This is a genomic window from Rhodococcus sp. NPDC006774, from assembly GCF_040636045.1.
Taxonomy (GTDB): Bacteria; Actinomycetota; Actinomycetes; order Mycobacteriales; family Mycobacteriaceae; genus Rhodococcoides.
Genome location: NZ_JBEYIW010000006.1, coordinates 251143 through 266199, shown reverse-complemented (window position 1 = coordinate 266199; position 15057 = coordinate 251143). Strand labels below are relative to the sequence as shown.

The window sequence follows — 15057 nt, the reverse complement described above, 5'->3', positions numbered from 1 at the left end:
CGTTCAGTCGAAGCCGCCTCCGCCGCCGCCGGGGAACGGCACTTTGACGACGCGGTCGTCGGTGGGTCCGGGCTCCGCACCGTTCTTGTTGACGGTGCCCACCAGGATCTGTCCATCGGCCGAGCTCGTCGCGCCGTTCAACTGGCCGTACTCGTCCTGGATCAGCAGTGTCGGTTCGGCCGAGACAGCTCCGGTGTTCGCGTCCGTGGTCAGTGCTGCAACAGCTTTGGCCGTTGTGAGTGCAACCGCCACTCCACCTTCTCCCGCTGCGCATCCGGCAACACCCGGACGGTCCGGCCACGTCCACACAGGGTTGAATACTGCGCCCAGCGAGTCGATGCGCTGCAGGCGATCCTCGATCGCGGTGCGGTCGGTGACGTAGATGTTTCCGGTGCCGTCGGTGCAGACGTCGCCGGCCGTACCGATGCCGCTCAGTGCGATCTGCGGCCGCGGGGGGTTCGTCGACGGAGACAGTGAAGTCACCCGTAACAACTTGCCGGACAAGGAGTTCGGGCTCGCAGCGGCAGCTGGATCACCGTTGTCGCCGGTGAGGACGAGTAGTTCGTTCGGCGTGTAGAAGTCGATCGCCCCGCGATTGCCCGACGCGCCGCGGGGAATTCCGGTCAGGATGTCCTTGGGCACATCGCCCTGAGCGAGTCGGACCACTCTGGTGTCCGCGGACGTGGTGATGAGGGCGTAGAGCAACCCGTCCTCGTTGTACGTGGGAGACAGCGCGATGTCGAGAAGGCCGCCGTCACCGGTGCCGTCGACATCGATTCGGGCCACCTCGACCGGCGTCCGGCCGGCAGCGACCTCCATGATGCGACCCGTGCGGCGTTCGGCAACCAGCGCCGACTGTCCGTCGGGGAGCGCAACGAGTCCGCCCGTGGTGTCCAGGCATGTCGCGATCACCGAGGGATCGGGGTCGACACACGGGCCGGTCGGCGGGGGCGGTGCGTTGGGATCGGACGGCTGCGGCGTCTCACTGGGGGTCGTCGGCTCCAGCTCGGCCGCGCCCACCTCCGGCGCAGGAGTGAACGGCGACGTATTCGAGTCGTCGAATCGGGCGCACCCGGCGAGCAGGGCAGCGGTCATCGTCAGGGCGACGACGGCAGCGGTTGCAGTTCGTGGCGACGCTCCGACCGGCTTCATGCTTCGAACGGTACGGAACGTCGAGGGAGACTCGCCACGCGGCCGTGAGCGTCAACGTCGGTGAGGAGCGCACTTCGGCTCTAGTGTGGAGAGGTGACCGATACACCGCGCGACCCCAACCGGCCGGATACGTCGTACGAACCAGCCGAAAGTCCGTACGACAATCCCACGGAGAAGATTCCACCCTCCTCGCGCTCCACCTCCGAGACGTCGGCGTCCGACCGCACCGATACCTCGGGTACGCCGACCACCGCGTTCGGTGCCCAGCGCTCGGACCGACTGCCGCGAACCGACGACGAACTCGACTTTCCGTACTCGTCGTCGTCGTCCGACGCACGCTCGGCCGATGCACAGCCCACGGAGAAGATGCAGACCTATCGACCGTCGGCCTTCGCCGATTCGCCGACCGATCGCAAGTCTGCCTCCGACACCACGTCGTCGAGTGCGTATTCCGACAACTCGACTGCGTACCTCGGTACCACCGCAGCCGCGGCGCCTGCGGCAGCCGTCGCTCCGGAGCCCGAGATCCGTACCGAGACCGTCGAGGTTCCTGCCCGTCGCGGCAGCACCGACCTCGGCCTGTTCGTCCTGCGCGTCACCATTGGCGCGGTGTTTCTCGGTCACGGACTGCAGAAGCTCGTCGGACTGTGGGACGGCCCCGGCCTCGACGGATTTCAGAACCTGTTGGAGACCTCGGGATTCCGCTACTCGGAAATCCTCGCGATCGCGGCCGCGGCGGGCGAAACCCTCGGCGGAGCGCTGCTGATCCTGGGTCTGGCAACACCACTGGCAGGCGCGGCCGTGCTGGCCACGATCATCAACGCTTGGTGCTTCAAGCAGGCCGTCGAGCCCGGATTGCAATTCTCCGGCACCGGCGGCGTGGAGTACGAGACGGTTCTCGGCTTCGCCGCTGCCGCGATCATCCTCACGGGCCCGGGAAAGATCGCGTTCGACGGCCGACGCGGATGGGCCACCCGGCCGCGGATCGGTTCCTTCCTCGCGCTCGTCGTCGGCATCGCCGCAGGCGTGTGCATCTGGATCTTCCTCAACGGGGCCAACCCCGTCGTCCGCTGACCCGGATACCGACCCGACCACGTGAGCGGAACTTCGTAGCCTGCTACGAAGTTCCGCTCACGCGCGTTTCACCCTCAGGGGACGTAGCGAACGGCACCCTTGTCCGCTGATGTCGCCAGCGCGGCGTATGCGCGCAGAGCGGTGGTGACCGTGCGCTGACGGTCCACCGGCTGCCACGGTCGCTCGGACGCGTTCATCTTCGCGTGTCGCGTCTCGAGGGTCTCGTCGTCGACGAGGATCTCGAGGGTGCGGGTGGCGACGTCGATCCGGACCTGGTCGCCGTTCTCGACCAGCCCGATCACACCGCCGGCGGCGGCCTCGGGGGAGATGTGTCCGATCGACAGTCCCGAGGTTCCGCCGGAGAAGCGGCCGTCGGTGATCAGTGCGCAGACCTTGCCCAGTCCGGCACCCTTGAGAAACGCCGTCGGGTGCAGCATCTCCTGCATGCCCGGACCGCCCTTGGGCCCCTCGTAGCGGACGACCAGTACGTCACCGGGCCGAATCTTCTTCTGCAGGATGGCCGAGACCGCTTCTTCCTGGGACTCGACGACCAATGCCGGGCCCTGGAAGGAGAACAGGTCCTCGTCGATGCCTGCGGTCTTGAGGATCGCACCGTCGACGGCGATGTTGCCGCGGAGTACCACCAGGCCACCCTCGACCGTGTAGGCGTGTTCGAGATCGCGGATGCAGCCGCCCGCGGCGTCGGTGTCGAGCGAGGACCAGCGGTTGCCCGTGGAGAACGGTTCGACGGTGCGGACACCGCCCGGTGCGGCGTGGAACAACTCGACGGCCTCGGCAGATGCCTTGCCGGAGCGGATGTCCCAGGTGTCGAGCCAGTCGTCGAAGCTCTTCGTGTGCACGGTCGAGACGTCGGTCTCCAGCAGGTTCGCGCGCCGCAGTTCGCCGAGGAGCGCCGGGATTCCGCCGGCGCGGTGCACGTCTTCCATGTGGTAGTCGGAATTGGGAGAGACCTTCGACAGGCACGGAACCTTGCGGCTGATGGCGTCGATGGTGTCGAGGTCGAAGTCGACCTCGCCCTCCTGTGCGGCTGCGAGGGTGTGCAGCACCGTATTGGTCGATCCGCCCATCGCGACGTCGAGAGCCATGGCATTGCGGAACGCGGCCGGAGTGGCGATGTTGCGCGGGAGTACGGATTCGTCCTCGTCGCGGTAGTACTTCAACGCTGCCTCGACGATGGTGGTGCCGGCGCGCGTGAACAGCGCTCGGCGGGCCTGATGCGTGGCGAGGGTGGAGCCGTTGCCGGGCAATGCCAGGCCGAGCGCCTCGGTGAGGCAGTTCATCGAGTTCGCCGTGAACATGCCCGAGCACGACCCGCACGTGGGGCACGCGCTGCGCTCGACCTCGTCGAGGCCGGCCTCGGACACGGCGTCGTTGGCGCTGGCGGAGATCGCGGTGATCAGGTCGGTCGGTGCCTGCGCGACGCCGTCGACGATGACAGCCTTGCCTGCCTCCATCGGTCCACCGGAGACGAAGACGGCCGGGATATTCAGGCGCATCGCTGCATTGAGCATGCCGGGGGTGATCTTGTCGCAGTTGGATATGCAGACGAGAGCGTCGGCGGTGTGGGCGTTGGCCATGTACTCGACGGAGTCGGCGATGATCTCGCGGCTGGGCAGCGAATACAACATCCCGCCGTGGCCCATGGCGATCCCGTCGTCGACGGCGATGGTGTGGAACTCCCGGGGGACGCCGCCTGCCGCCCGTACGGCATCGGCGACGATCTCGCCGACGTTCTTCAGATGCACGTGGCCGGGGACGAACTGGGTGTACGAGTTCGCGATGGCGACGATGGGTTTTCCGAAATCCGAATCGGTCATTCCGGTGGCGCGCCACAGCGAGCGTGCGCCCGCGGCATTGCGTCCGACAGTGGTGACCCGTGAGCGTAGCGGCGGCATAGTGCGTAGTCCTCGTTCGTTGCAGCGGTTTCTCGCATCGACGAGATTACTCGCCGCCCGCTACTGCTCCTTCGGTGCCTGCTCGCCGTCTTCCTCGGCGTTCTCGGCCTCCGCACGGTCTCGATCCTCGGCAGCGGCCGCGGCCGCTGCGTAGGGATCGGTGATGCGGCCCCCGCTGGCCGCAGCGAGTTGGGGGAGTAGATCGAAACGCACGAGCGGCAACGACTTCTCGCTCTTGTCGGTCAGAACCACCCGCGCCCAGCGACGATCCGGGAAGTGCAGACCCGCCACCGATTCCCACGCGATCACGTCCGAACCCACGAACCGTCGAGCCGTGATCGCCTCCGGGGAGATGACCGTGCGCACTCGAAACACCCAGATGCCCGCGACGATCGGCAGGATCAGCAGCCATCCCATGGCCACGGGCCAGCTGGCGGCGGTCAGTCCCGTGCCGAACAGCAGCAGTCCCACGCCGAGGAGCGCGAGGCGCGGGACTCGGATGACCTGCGTTCTCGATGGTTGCGGTCCCTCGGCACCGTTCGGTGACTCGGGTGCGGTGTGGGATGATGGCCGAGGTGGTTCGGACTGCTGCGAAGACGACACCCATTCATCTTCGCATTGCATCTACGCGATCTCACATAATGGGATTGCGTCGTGACGAGTTTGACTCTTCCCTGTGCGCGCGCCTACCGTCGAGCGCGTGAAGCGGAATTGGATACTCGTAATCGGCCGGCGCGTCAACGCCTGAGCCGGTTGTTCAAACTCGCATCGACGCGCCACCCTCGTACAGCTCACGCTGACGGGGGTTTTTTCTTGCCCAGAGATCGCCCAGCAATTTCACATTCCTGAGGAAGCAATCAGTGAGCGCACCAACCGCACGCCCAGGGCCCACGACCCGTAAGTCGGGGACAGCGTCCAGCCCGTCGACCAGCCCGTCCGCAGAAGCGGCGACCAACGGATCGCGACGCCACGTCGCGCCGGAGAAGGTCACCGGCGCACAGTCGGTCGTTCGGGCCCTCGAAGAACTCGACGTCGACACCGTATTCGGCATTCCCGGAGGCGCGGTTCTCCCGGTCTACGACCCGCTCTTCGACTCCGTGAAGGTGCGCCACATTCTGGTGCGCCACGAGCAGGGTGCGGGCCACGCCGCGACCGGCTACGCCCAGGCGACCGGCAAGGTCGGCGTCTGCATGGCAACGTCCGGTCCGGGCGCGACCAACCTCGTGACTCCGCTCGCCGACGCTCAGATGGATTCGGTTCCCGTCGTCGCGATCACCGGTCAGGTCGCCCGCAGCCTGATCGGGACGGACGGCTTCCAGGAAGCCGACATCTCGGGTATCACGATGCCGGTCACCAAGCACAACTTCCTCATCACCGACGGTGCCGACATCCCGCGCATCATGGCCGAGGCGTTCTACATCGCTTCCTCGGGCCGCCCCGGTGCCGTGCTCGTCGACATCCCCAAGGACGTGCTGCAGGCGCAGACCACGTTCTCGTGGCCGCCGGAGATGCGTCTGCCCGGCTACCGTCCGGTGACCAAGCCGCACGGCAAGCAGGTCCGCGAAGCAGCCCGCTACATCGCCGACGCCAAGCAGCCGGTGCTGTACGTCGGCGGCGGCGTCATCAAGGCCAACGCCTCGGCAGAGCTGCTCGAGCTGGCCGAACTGACCGGGATTCCGGTCGTGACCACTCTGATGGCTCGCGGTGTGTTTCCCGACTCGCACAATCAGAACCTCGGAATGCCGGGAATGCACGGCACCGTCGCTGCAGTCGCCGCGCTGCAGCGCAGCGATCTGCTGATCACGCTCGGAGCCCGGTTCGACGACCGCGTCACCGGTCAGCTCTCGTCGTTCGCGCCGAACGCCAAGGTCATCCACGCCGACATCGACCCGGCCGAGATCGGCAAGAACCGCTACGCGGACGTGCCGATCGTGGGCGACTGCCGTGAGGTCATCACCGAGCTCATCGAGGCGCTGCGGGCCGACCGCGCGACCGGAACCACGCTCGATCTCGAGCAGTGGTGGGTCTACCTGAACGGCATCCGCAAGACCTACCCGCTGAGCTACGACCGCCCGTCCGACGGATCGATGTCACCGGAGTTCGTCATCAGCTCGGTCGGCAAGTTCGCCGGACCCGACGCGATCTACTGCGCAGGCGTCGGTCAGCACCAGATGTGGGCCGCACAGTTCATCAGCTACGAGAAGCCGCGTACGTGGCTCAACTCGGGTGGCCTCGGCACGATGGGGTACGCGGTCCCGGCCGCAATGGGTGCCAAGAGAGGCCTCCCCGACGCCGAGGTGTGGGCCATCGACGGTGACGGATGCTTCCAGATGACCAACCAGGAACTCGCGACCTGTGCGGTCGAGGGCATCCCGATCAAGGTTGCACTCATCAACAACGGCAACCTCGGCATGGTCCGCCAGTGGCAGACACTGTTCTACGAGGAGCGTTACTCCAACACCAATCTCGGTACGCACGGTGCCGTCCGCATCCCCGATTTCGTGAAGCTCGCGGAGGCGCTGGGTTGCGTCGGGCTGCGGTGCGAGCGGGAAGAGGACGTCGATGCGGTGATCGCGCAGGCACGAGCGATCAATGATCGTCCGGTCGTCATCGATTTCATCGTCGGAGCCGACGCGCAGGTGTGGCCGATGGTGGCTGCCGGAACCGGCAACGACGAGATCATGGCCGCCCGCGGAATCCGTCCGCTGTTCGACGAGGACGAGACCGTGGGCAGTGAGCCCGGCCTCGACGAGGCCATGGAGCGCGAGCAGGCCCCGCACCCGCAGATCGACGACGTGAAAGGCACCGACAAGTGAGCACGAGCCATACCCTCAGCGTCCTCGTCGAGGACAAGCCAGGTGTGCTGGCCCGCGTCGCCGCGCTGTTCTCGCGCCGTGGATTCAACATCTCCTCGCTTGCCGTCGGCGGCACCGAGATTCCCGAGATCTCGCGGATGACGATCGTGGTGACCGTCGACGAGTTCCCGCTCGAGCAGGTGACCAAGCAGCTCAACAAGCTCATCAACGTCATCAAGATCGTCGAGCAGGACGACGATTCCTCGGTGGCTCGCGAGTTGGTGCTGATCAAGGTCCGCGCCGACGCCAGTGTGCGCAGTGAGGTCATCGAAACGGTGAACCTGTTCCGCGCCAAGGTGATCGACGTGTCTCCCGAGGCCGTGACGGTCGAGGCGACGGGCACCCGCTCGAAGCTCGATGCGTTGCTGAAGATGTTGGACCCCTATGGAATTCGAGAAATAGTTCAGTCGGGAGTCGTTGCCGTCGGACGTGGACCGAAATCGATCACAGCGTCGCGCTGAGCGACGGACGTGATTTTCAGCGAAATCGAAGAGGAAAGGTTACAAACAGTGGCAGTCGAGATGTTCTACGACGACGATGCTGATCTGTCGATCATCCAGGGCCGCAAGGTCGCTGTGATCGGTTACGGAAGCCAGGGCCACGCGCACTCGCTGAGCCTGCGCGACTCCGGTGTCGATGTGCGCATCGGCCTGGCAGCGGGCTCGAAGTCCCGCGCCAAGGCGGAGGAGCAGGGCCTGAAGGTCGGCACTCCCGCCGAGGTGTCCGAATGGGCCGACGTGATCATGGTGCTCGCACCGGATACCGCGCAGGCCAAGATCTTCTCCGAGGAGATCGAGCCCAACCTGAAGGACGGCGACGCGCTGTTCTTCGGCCACGGCCTCAACATCCACTTCGACCTGATCAAGGCTCCGGAGTTCGTCACCGTCGGCATGGTCGCACCCAAGGGCCCCGGCCACCTCGTGCGTCGCCAGTTCGTCGACGGCAAGGGTGTTCCCGCGCTCATCGCCATCGACCAGGACCCCAAGGGCGAAGGTCAGGCACTGGCTCTGTCCTGGGCCAAGGGCATCGGTGGAACGCGCGCAGGCGTCATCAAGACCACGTTCAAGGAAGAGACCGAGACCGACCTCTTCGGCGAGCAGGCCGTGCTGTGCGGTGGCACCGAAGAGCTCGTCAAGACGGGCTTCGAGGTCATGGTCGAGGCCGGCTACGCGCCCGAGATGGCGTACTTCGAGGTTCTGCACGAGCTCAAGCTCATCGTCGACCTCATGTACGAGGGCGGCATCGCTCGGATGAACTACTCGGTGTCCGACACCGCGGAGTTCGGCGGCTACCTCTCGGGACCGCGCGTCATCGACGCAGGCACCAAGGAGCGCATGAAGGCCATCCTGGCCGACATCCAGTCGGGTGAGTTCACCCGTCGCCTGGTCGCCAACGTCGAGAACGGCAACACCGAGCTCGAAGGCCTGCGCAAGGCCAACGCCGAGCACCCCATCGAGGTCACCGGCAAGAAGCTGCGCGACCTGATGAGCTGGGTCGATCGCCCGATCACCGAGACGGCCTGATTCTCATCGAATCACGTTCTCACGCATGCTGATCGAAGGGCACCCCTGCATCGGTAGGGGTGCCCTTCGGTGCGTGCACCAGGTGGCGTCACAGTTCGGCGACTCCGGCCTCTAAACTGTTTCTGCTGCACCAGCTCCGAATTTCACCGACAACAGTCTCGTACCGACCTAGGGAGTTTTTCACGTGAGCCAGCCAGGCCGTCCTGTCGTTCTGATCGCCGACAAACTTGCGCCGTCCACCGTCGAGGCATTGGGCGACGGCGTCGAGGTCCGTTGGGTCGACGGCCCGGATCGCCCCGCGCTGCTCGCCGCGGTTCCCGAGGCCGACGCGATCCTGGTGCGCTCCGCGACCACGGTCGACGCAGAGGTTCTCGCCGCCGGAACCAAGCTCAAGATCGTCGCCCGCGCCGGTGTCGGCCTGGACAACGTCGACGTTCCCGCAGCCACCGAGCGCGGTGTCCTCGTCGTCAACGCCCCGACCTCCAACATCCACACCGCCGCCGAGCATGCCGTGACGCTGCTGCTGTCGGCCGCACGCCAGATTCCCGCTGCCGACGCCACTCTGCGTCAGCACGAGTGGAAGCGCAGCAAGTTCAACGGTGTCGAGATCTTCGGCAAGACCGTCGGCGTCGTCGGACTCGGCCGCATCGGTCAGCTGTTCGCACAGCGTCTCGCTGCATTCGAGACCCACATCATCGCCTACGACCCCTACGTCTCGGCCGCGCGTGCCGCCCAGCTCGGCATCGAACTGGTGAGCCTGGACGAGCTGCTCGAGCGCGCCGACATGTTCTCGGTTCACCTGCCGAAGACCCCCGAGACCAAGGGAATCATCGGCAAGGAAGCCCTGGCCAAGACCAAGCCCGGTGTCATCGTCGTCAACGCCGCTCGCGGTGGACTGGTCGACGAGCAGGCCCTGGCCGACGCCATCACCAGTGGCCACGTCTTCGCCGCCGGAATCGACGTCTACGCCTCCGAGCCGTGCACCGACAGCCCCCTGTTCGAGCTGCCCCAGGTCGTCGTCACCCCGCACCTCGGCGCGTCGACGACCGAAGCCCAGGACCGCGCGGGCACCGACGTGGCCAAGTCGGTACTGCTCGCTCTCGCAGGCGAATTCGTGCCCGACGCCGTCAACGTCAAGGGTGGTGCCGTGGGCGAGGAGGTCTCCCCGTGGCTCGAGATCGTGCGTAAGCAGGGTGTACTGCTCGGCGCTCTGTCCACCGAACTTCCCACGTCGCTGTCGGTCGACGTACGCGGCGAACTCGCCACCGAGGACGTCGAGATCCTCAAGCTCTCGGCGCTGCGCGGACTGTTCTCCGCCGTCATCGAGGACTCGGTCACGTTCGTCAACGCCCCGTCGCTCGCCGAGGAGCGTGGCGTGACCGCCGAGGTCACGACCGCGTCCGAGAGCGAGAACCACCGCAGTGTCGTCGACATCCGCGCCGTCTACGGCGACGGCTCGGTGCTCAACGTCGCGGGCACTCTGACCGGCACCACGCAGGTCGAGAAGATCGTCAACATCAACGGTCGTAACTTCGACCTTCGTGCCGAAGGCAAGAACCTCATCGTCAACTACGCGGATCAGCCCGGCAGCCTCGGCCGGATCGGCACCCTGCTCGGCGACGCCGGCATCGACATCCAGGCCGCCGCACTGAGCCAGGACTCCGAGGGCGACGGTGCAACGATTCTGCTGCGCGTCGACAAGGACGTTCCGGCCGAGTTGAGTGCGAGCATCGCCACCGCGGTCGGCGCGTCCACCATCGAGCTGGTCGATCTGTCCTGAGCATCGCTCGCAGTCGATCGAACGACGTCGAACAATCACGAGGAGTGAGATGAAGCTGGCCGTCATCGCCGGGGACGGAATCGGACCCGAGGTCGTCACCGAGGCGCTCGCCGTGCTCGATGTGGTTGCACCCGGTGCCGAGAAGACCGAGTACGACCTCGGTGCGCGTCGCTACAACGCCACCGGAGAACTGCTGCCGGACTCGGTGTTGGCGGAACTGCGTGAGCACGACGCAATTCTGTTGGGAGCCATCGGAGATCCGTCGGTACCGAGCGGCGTGCTCGAGCGTGGACTGCTGTTGCGAGCTCGGTTCGAGCTCGATCACCACATCAATCTGCGCCCGGCCAAGCTGTACCCCGGAGTGGTCGGCCCGCTGGCCGGTGACAAGCAGATCGACGTCGTGGTCGTGCGTGAGGGCACCGAGGGTCCGTACACCGGAAACGGTGGAGCACTTCGCGTCGGCACACCGCACGAGGTGGCCACCGAGGTCAGTGTCAACACCCGCTACGGCGTCGAACGGGTGGTGCGCAACGGTTTCGAGCGTGCTCTGACTCGACGCAAGCATCTGACGCTGCTGCACAAGACCAATGTGCTCACGTTCGCAGGCAGCCTCTGGGCCCGCACGGTGGACGAGGTCGCGGCGGAGTTCCCGGACGTCGAGATCGCATACCAGCACATCGATGCCGCGATGATTCACCTCGTGACCGATCCGGGCCGGTTCGACGTCATCGTCACCGACAATCTGTTCGGCGACATCGTGACCGACCTCTCGGCGGCGGTGACCGGTGGAATCGGTTTGGCCGCAAGCGGAAACATCGATGCGACCGGTACCAATCCGAGCATGTTCGAGCCGGTGCACGGCAGCGCGCCTGACATCGCAGGGCAGCAGAAGGCCGATCCGACCGCTGCCATCCTGTCGGTGTCGCTGCTACTCGATCATCTCGGCGACGCGGCAGGAGCGGCGCGTGTGGAAGCCGCTGTCGCAGCGGACCTCGCCGAGCGAGGAACCACCACAGCGTCCACGAAGGACATCGGCGCACGAATCGCCGCTCGCCTGTAACTGGACCGACACGAAATGCCACGGTAGGCCGACCGGCCACCGTGGCATTCCGTGTTTCTCGGGCACCGCAGCCGTGCTGGATCAGCCGGTGCTGTCGGCCTTCTCGTCGGGAACCTCGGGACGTGGATCGTCGGGGACGATCGGCACGGAGAGTGCGGGGAAGATCGCCGACACCAGGAATGCGATGGGAAAGCTGACCGCCGCAAGTGCCCCGAACACCGGCGGCACGGCCGACGCGAACACGTACTGACTCGTGTTCTGCACGCCGAGGGCGCGGCCGCTCCAATACGGTCCCGATATCTCGGCAACAGCGGTGAAGGCAAGACCGTTCGGGGCAACGGTGGCGACCGACGCGACGACGAGCATGACGATCGCGACAGGGGAGTCGAACCAGTCGGCCACCCCGAGTCCGATCATGCTGACGGCGGCAGTCACCGCGACCCACCGGAGGGGCCGCATGCGGCTGCCGACCCGATCGGACAACGCACCGACGCTCATCCGGCCCAGTGCACCGAGAATCTGCGTCGCCGTGACGAGGACTCCCGCCGCCGCAGCCGTCCATCCTCGGTCGGTCATCAGCCATACGAGCGCATACGTCCAGACCACGTACTGCGGCACCACCAACAGGATCGAGGTGGCGTGAATGCGCCACAGCTGCCTGCTGCCTCGGTACGGATTGTCGAGCAGACCCTGCTCCGCCGCATCGATGCGATTCGGACGCGGGGGGTCGACCACCGCGAGACACATCAGTGCGGCAATTGCGCACACGGCGGCGGGTACGAGCAATGCTGCACCGACGCCGTGGTCCCGGGCGATGGGTGGGATGGTCAGGGCCGCGATGGCAACGCCGAGAGGGACCGACATCTGCCTGATTCCCATGGCCAATCCACGACGCTGCGGTGGGAACCAGCCGACCACCACGCGTCCGCTGGCGCTGTTCGCACTCGCCGCGGCCATACCGCCCAGCAGGAGCAGGATTGCCAGCAGGGGAATGGAGGAGGTGAACACGGCGGCTACGGCGGCGAGCGCCGTCAGACCGAGCCCGACTGCGAGTACCAGTCTTTCGCCGATTCGATCGACCAACACACCCCAGGCGATCAGGGTGAACATGATGCCCACGGTGGGCATGGCGACGACGAGTCCGGCGGCGGGCAGGCTCAGGCCGCGGTCGTCGTGCAAGGCGGGAATGAGAAACGCTGCGCCGTTGATGAACACCGCGCCTGCGGTCTGCGCGAGCATGCCGAGGGCAAGCATGAACCATCGCCTGAACTCGCCGATGTCGGACAGCTGCGCGGTGGCGTCCATCAGTTCTCCATCTCAATATATGGACGTATGTTCTTGCAATGTGGTACCGGAGATCGACCCTACACCGGCCCGAATCGCGCTGAACGGACGGTGGCGGAGTGCACACCACGCATGTCGATAGACTTCCGACATGCGTCTCGGTCGAATTGCAAGTCCTGATGGTGTGGCATTCGTGAGTATCGAAGGTGAGGGCGACTCGCAGACTGCGAAGGAAATCGCCGAACATCCCTTCGGCACACCCACGTTCACGGGTCGGTCGTGGCCGCTGGCCGATGTGCGACTGCTCGCGCCCATCCTCGCCAGCAAGGTCATCGCCATCGGTAAGAACTACGCCGCGCACGCGGCCGAGATGGGCGGTGAGGCACCGAAGGATCCCGTGATCTTCATCAAGCCGAACACCTCCATCGTCGGCCCCGGTGCGGCCATCGTGCTGCCACCGTCCTCGAGCGAGGTCCACTTCGAGGGCGAACTGGCGATCGTCATCGGCCGTCCGTGCAAGGACGTCCCCGCCTCGAAGGCGCACGAGGTGGTGCTCGGGTACACCGTCGCCAACGACGTCTCGGCCCGCGACCATCAGAAGCACGACGGACAGTGGACTCGCGCCAAGGGACACGACACCTTCTGCCCACTGGGGCCGTGGATCGAGACCTCACTCGACCCGACCGATCTCGAGATCAAGACCGAGGTCGACGGCGTGGTCAAGCAGCGGAGTCGCACTTCGCTTCTGCTGCACGACATTCCGAAGATCATCGAGTGGGTGTCCGCAGTGATGACGCTGCTCCCCGGAGACGTCATTCTCACCGGAACCCCCGAGGGAGTCGGACCCATCACCGACGGAGACAGCGTGTCGATCACCGTCGAGGGAATCGGTACCCTGACCAACCCCGTCGCAGCGAAGAAGTAGGGCGAGCATGACCACACCAACAGATGTCCGCGTTCGGTTCTGCCCGTCGCCCACCGGTACCCCGCACGTCGGCCTGGTGCGAACCGCCCTGTTCAACTGGGCGTTCGCCAGGCATCACGGCGGCACCTTCGTCTTTCGCATCGAGGACACCGACGCCGCACGTGACTCCGAGGAGTCCTACGCCGCCCTGCTCGACGCGTTGCGCTGGCTGGGCCTCGAATGGGACGAGGGCCCCGAAGTGGGCGGCCCGTACGAGCCGTACCGTCAGTCGCTGCGACGGGACCAGCACCTTGCCGTCGTGCAGCAGTTGCTCGACGCAGGGGAGGCCTACGAGTCCTTCTCGACGCCGGAGGAAGTGGAAGCCCGTCACAAGGCAGCCGGACGCGACCCCAAACTCGGGTACGACAACTTCGACCGCGACCTGACGCCGGAGCAGCGACAGGGCTTTCTCGACGAGGGGCGCGGGGCCGTCGTACGACTGCGGATGCCCGATCACGATCTGACGTGGAACGACCTCGTGCGCGGGGAGACCACGTTCAAGGCGGGGACCGTACCCGACTTCGCCTTGACCCGCGGCAACGGAGTTCCGCTGTACACGTTGGTCAATCCGGTCGACGACGCACTGATGAAGATCACGCACGTCCTGCGCGGCGAGGACCTGTTGTCGTCGACGCCGCGTCAGCTCGCTCTCTACGAGGCATTGATCCGGATCGGTGTTGCAGAACGCACCCCCGAGTTCGGGCACCTGCCGTTCGTCATGGGCCAGGGCAACAAGAAGTTGTCCAAGCGTGATCCCGAGTCCAACCTGTTCATCCACCGCGATCGTGGGTTCGTTCCGGAGGGATTGCTGAACTACCTCGCTCTTCTCGGATGGGGTATCTCGGACGATCACGACGTCTTCTCGCTCGACGAGATGGTGGCCGCGTTCGAGATCTCGTCCGTCAATTCCAATCCGGCCCGCTTCGATCAGAAGAAGGCCGACGCGATCAACGCCGAGCACATCAGGTTGCTGGCAGCGGACGATTTCGCGGCGCGATTGCGCGAATTCCTCGTTGCCCAAGGACATCTGGTCGAACCGATCGACGAGAAGATCTTCGCTGTTGCCGCCGATCTGGTGCAGACCCGCATCGTCGTCCTGTCGGACGCATGGGGACTGTTGAAGTTCCTGTTCGTCGACGAGGCGGACTTCGAGATCGACCCCGCAGCCGCGGCCAAGAATCTCGGTGCCGATGCCGCACCCGTTCTCGACGCCACTGTCGAGGCACTGACGGCGTTGCAGAGCTGGACCACGGCCGACCTGGAGGCGACTCTCAAGGACGTGTTGATCGAGAAGCTGGAGCTCAAGCCACGCAAGGCTTTCGCCCCGATACGGGTGGGAGTGACCGGGTCGCACATCAGCCCGCCGCTGTACGAGTCCATGGAATTGCTCGGGCGCGAGAAGACCTTGGCGCGCCTGGCTGCGGCACGCGCCCAGGTGGCGTGAGGGCG

The 15057-nt window shown here is 65.8% G+C and carries 12 protein-coding genes; 8 read left to right on the top strand and 4 right to left on the bottom strand.

Annotated elements, in window-relative coordinates:
- Positions 1-3: 3 nt before the first annotated feature.
- Complete coding sequence (locus tag ABZ677_RS12190) at positions 4-1152, bottom strand: PQQ-dependent sugar dehydrogenase (protein ID WP_358369568.1); 1149 nt, start codon at positions 1150-1152, stop codon at positions 4-6.
- Positions 1153-1245: 93 nt separating this feature from the next.
- Between ABZ677_RS12190 and ABZ677_RS12185 the strand changes: the two genes are divergently transcribed.
- The gene (locus ABZ677_RS12185) at positions 1246-2226 is read left to right on the top strand and encodes a DoxX family protein (protein WP_358369565.1); all 981 of its coding nucleotides are present in this window, start codon (positions 1246-1248) and stop codon (positions 2224-2226) included.
- Between the two features lie 74 nt (positions 2227-2300).
- On the opposite strand, the gene ilvD is transcribed toward ABZ677_RS12185, so the two are convergent.
- Positions 2301-4142 (bottom strand): dihydroxy-acid dehydratase, encoded by a 1842-nt coding sequence (ilvD, locus tag ABZ677_RS12180; protein WP_358369562.1) that lies wholly within the window; start codon positions 4140-4142, stop codon positions 2301-2303.
- A gap of 60 nt (positions 4143-4202) precedes the next feature.
- Complete coding sequence (locus ABZ677_RS12175) at positions 4203-4745, bottom strand: PH domain-containing protein (protein WP_230596226.1); 543 nt, start codon at positions 4743-4745, stop codon at positions 4203-4205.
- 257 nt (positions 4746-5002) lie between these two features.
- Between ABZ677_RS12175 and ABZ677_RS12170 the strand changes: the two genes are divergently transcribed.
- The 5 genes from ABZ677_RS12170 to ABZ677_RS12150 all read left to right on the top strand — a co-directional run bounded on the left by ABZ677_RS12170 (position 5003) and on the right by ABZ677_RS12150 (position 11360).
- Positions 5003-6958 carry an acetolactate synthase large subunit gene (locus ABZ677_RS12170; RefSeq protein WP_358369558.1) on the top strand — a complete coding sequence of 652 codons (1956 nt, stop codon included), beginning with the start codon at positions 5003-5005 and terminating at the stop codon, positions 6956-6958.
- Positions 6955-7458, top strand: coding sequence for an acetolactate synthase small subunit (ilvN, locus tag ABZ677_RS12165; RefSeq protein ID WP_032397758.1), 504 nt, complete (start codon positions 6955-6957; stop codon positions 7456-7458). Before ABZ677_RS12170 ends, ilvN begins: the two co-directional genes overlap by 4 nt.
- A gap of 60 nt (positions 7459-7518) precedes the next feature.
- A complete protein-coding gene (gene ilvC, locus ABZ677_RS12160; protein ID WP_170944858.1) occupies positions 7519-8520 on the top strand; it encodes a ketol-acid reductoisomerase in 1002 nt (333 codons plus the stop codon).
- Between the two features lie 184 nt (positions 8521-8704).
- Entirely contained in the window at positions 8705-10300 is a 1596-nt protein-coding gene (gene serA, locus ABZ677_RS12155) for a phosphoglycerate dehydrogenase (RefSeq protein WP_037189733.1), read from the top strand.
- Positions 10301-10349: 49 nt separating this feature from the next.
- Positions 10350-11360: a 3-isopropylmalate dehydrogenase gene (locus tag ABZ677_RS12150; protein WP_358369554.1), complete on the top strand. Its 1011-nt coding sequence runs from the start codon at positions 10350-10352 to the stop codon at positions 11358-11360.
- Positions 11361-11441: 81 nt separating this feature from the next.
- On the opposite strand, the gene ABZ677_RS12145 is transcribed toward ABZ677_RS12150, so the two are convergent.
- Complete coding sequence (locus ABZ677_RS12145; protein WP_358369551.1) at positions 11442-12665, bottom strand: MFS transporter; 1224 nt, start codon at positions 12663-12665, stop codon at positions 11442-11444.
- A 130-nt stretch (positions 12666-12795) separates the two neighbouring features.
- On the opposite strand from ABZ677_RS12145, the gene ABZ677_RS12140 reads away from it, so the two are divergent.
- Both ABZ677_RS12140 and gltX read left to right on the top strand, forming a co-directional pair.
- Positions 12796-13569, top strand: coding sequence for a fumarylacetoacetate hydrolase family protein (locus ABZ677_RS12140; protein WP_358369548.1), 774 nt, complete (start codon positions 12796-12798; stop codon positions 13567-13569).
- Positions 13570-13576: 7 nt separating this feature from the next.
- Entirely contained in the window at positions 13577-15052 is a 1476-nt protein-coding gene (gltX, locus tag ABZ677_RS12135) for a glutamate--tRNA ligase (RefSeq protein ID WP_358369545.1), read from the top strand.
- Positions 15053-15057: the final 5 nt, after the last annotated feature.

Coding starts and splice junctions, on each gene's coding strand:
- ABZ677_RS12190 (WP_358369568.1), bottom strand. CDS start 1,152: ATGAAGCCGGTCGGAGCGTCGCCACGAACTGCAACCGCTGCCGTCGTC.
- ABZ677_RS12140 (WP_358369548.1), top strand. CDS start 12,796: ATGCGTCTCGGTCGAATTGCAAGTCCTGATGGTGTGGCATTCGTGAGT.
- ABZ677_RS12145 (WP_358369551.1), bottom strand. CDS start 12,665: ATGGACGCCACCGCGCAGCTGTCCGACATCGGCGAGTTCAGGCGATGG.
- ilvC (WP_170944858.1), top strand. CDS start 7,519: ATGTTCTACGACGACGATGCTGATCTGTCGATCATCCAGGGCCGCAAG.
- ilvD (WP_358369562.1), bottom strand. CDS start 4,142: ATGCCGCCGCTACGCTCACGGGTCACCACTGTCGGACGCAATGCCGCG.
- ABZ677_RS12150 (WP_358369554.1), top strand. CDS start 10,350: ATGAAGCTGGCCGTCATCGCCGGGGACGGAATCGGACCCGAGGTCGTC.
- gltX (WP_358369545.1), top strand. CDS start 13,577: ATGACCACACCAACAGATGTCCGCGTTCGGTTCTGCCCGTCGCCCACC.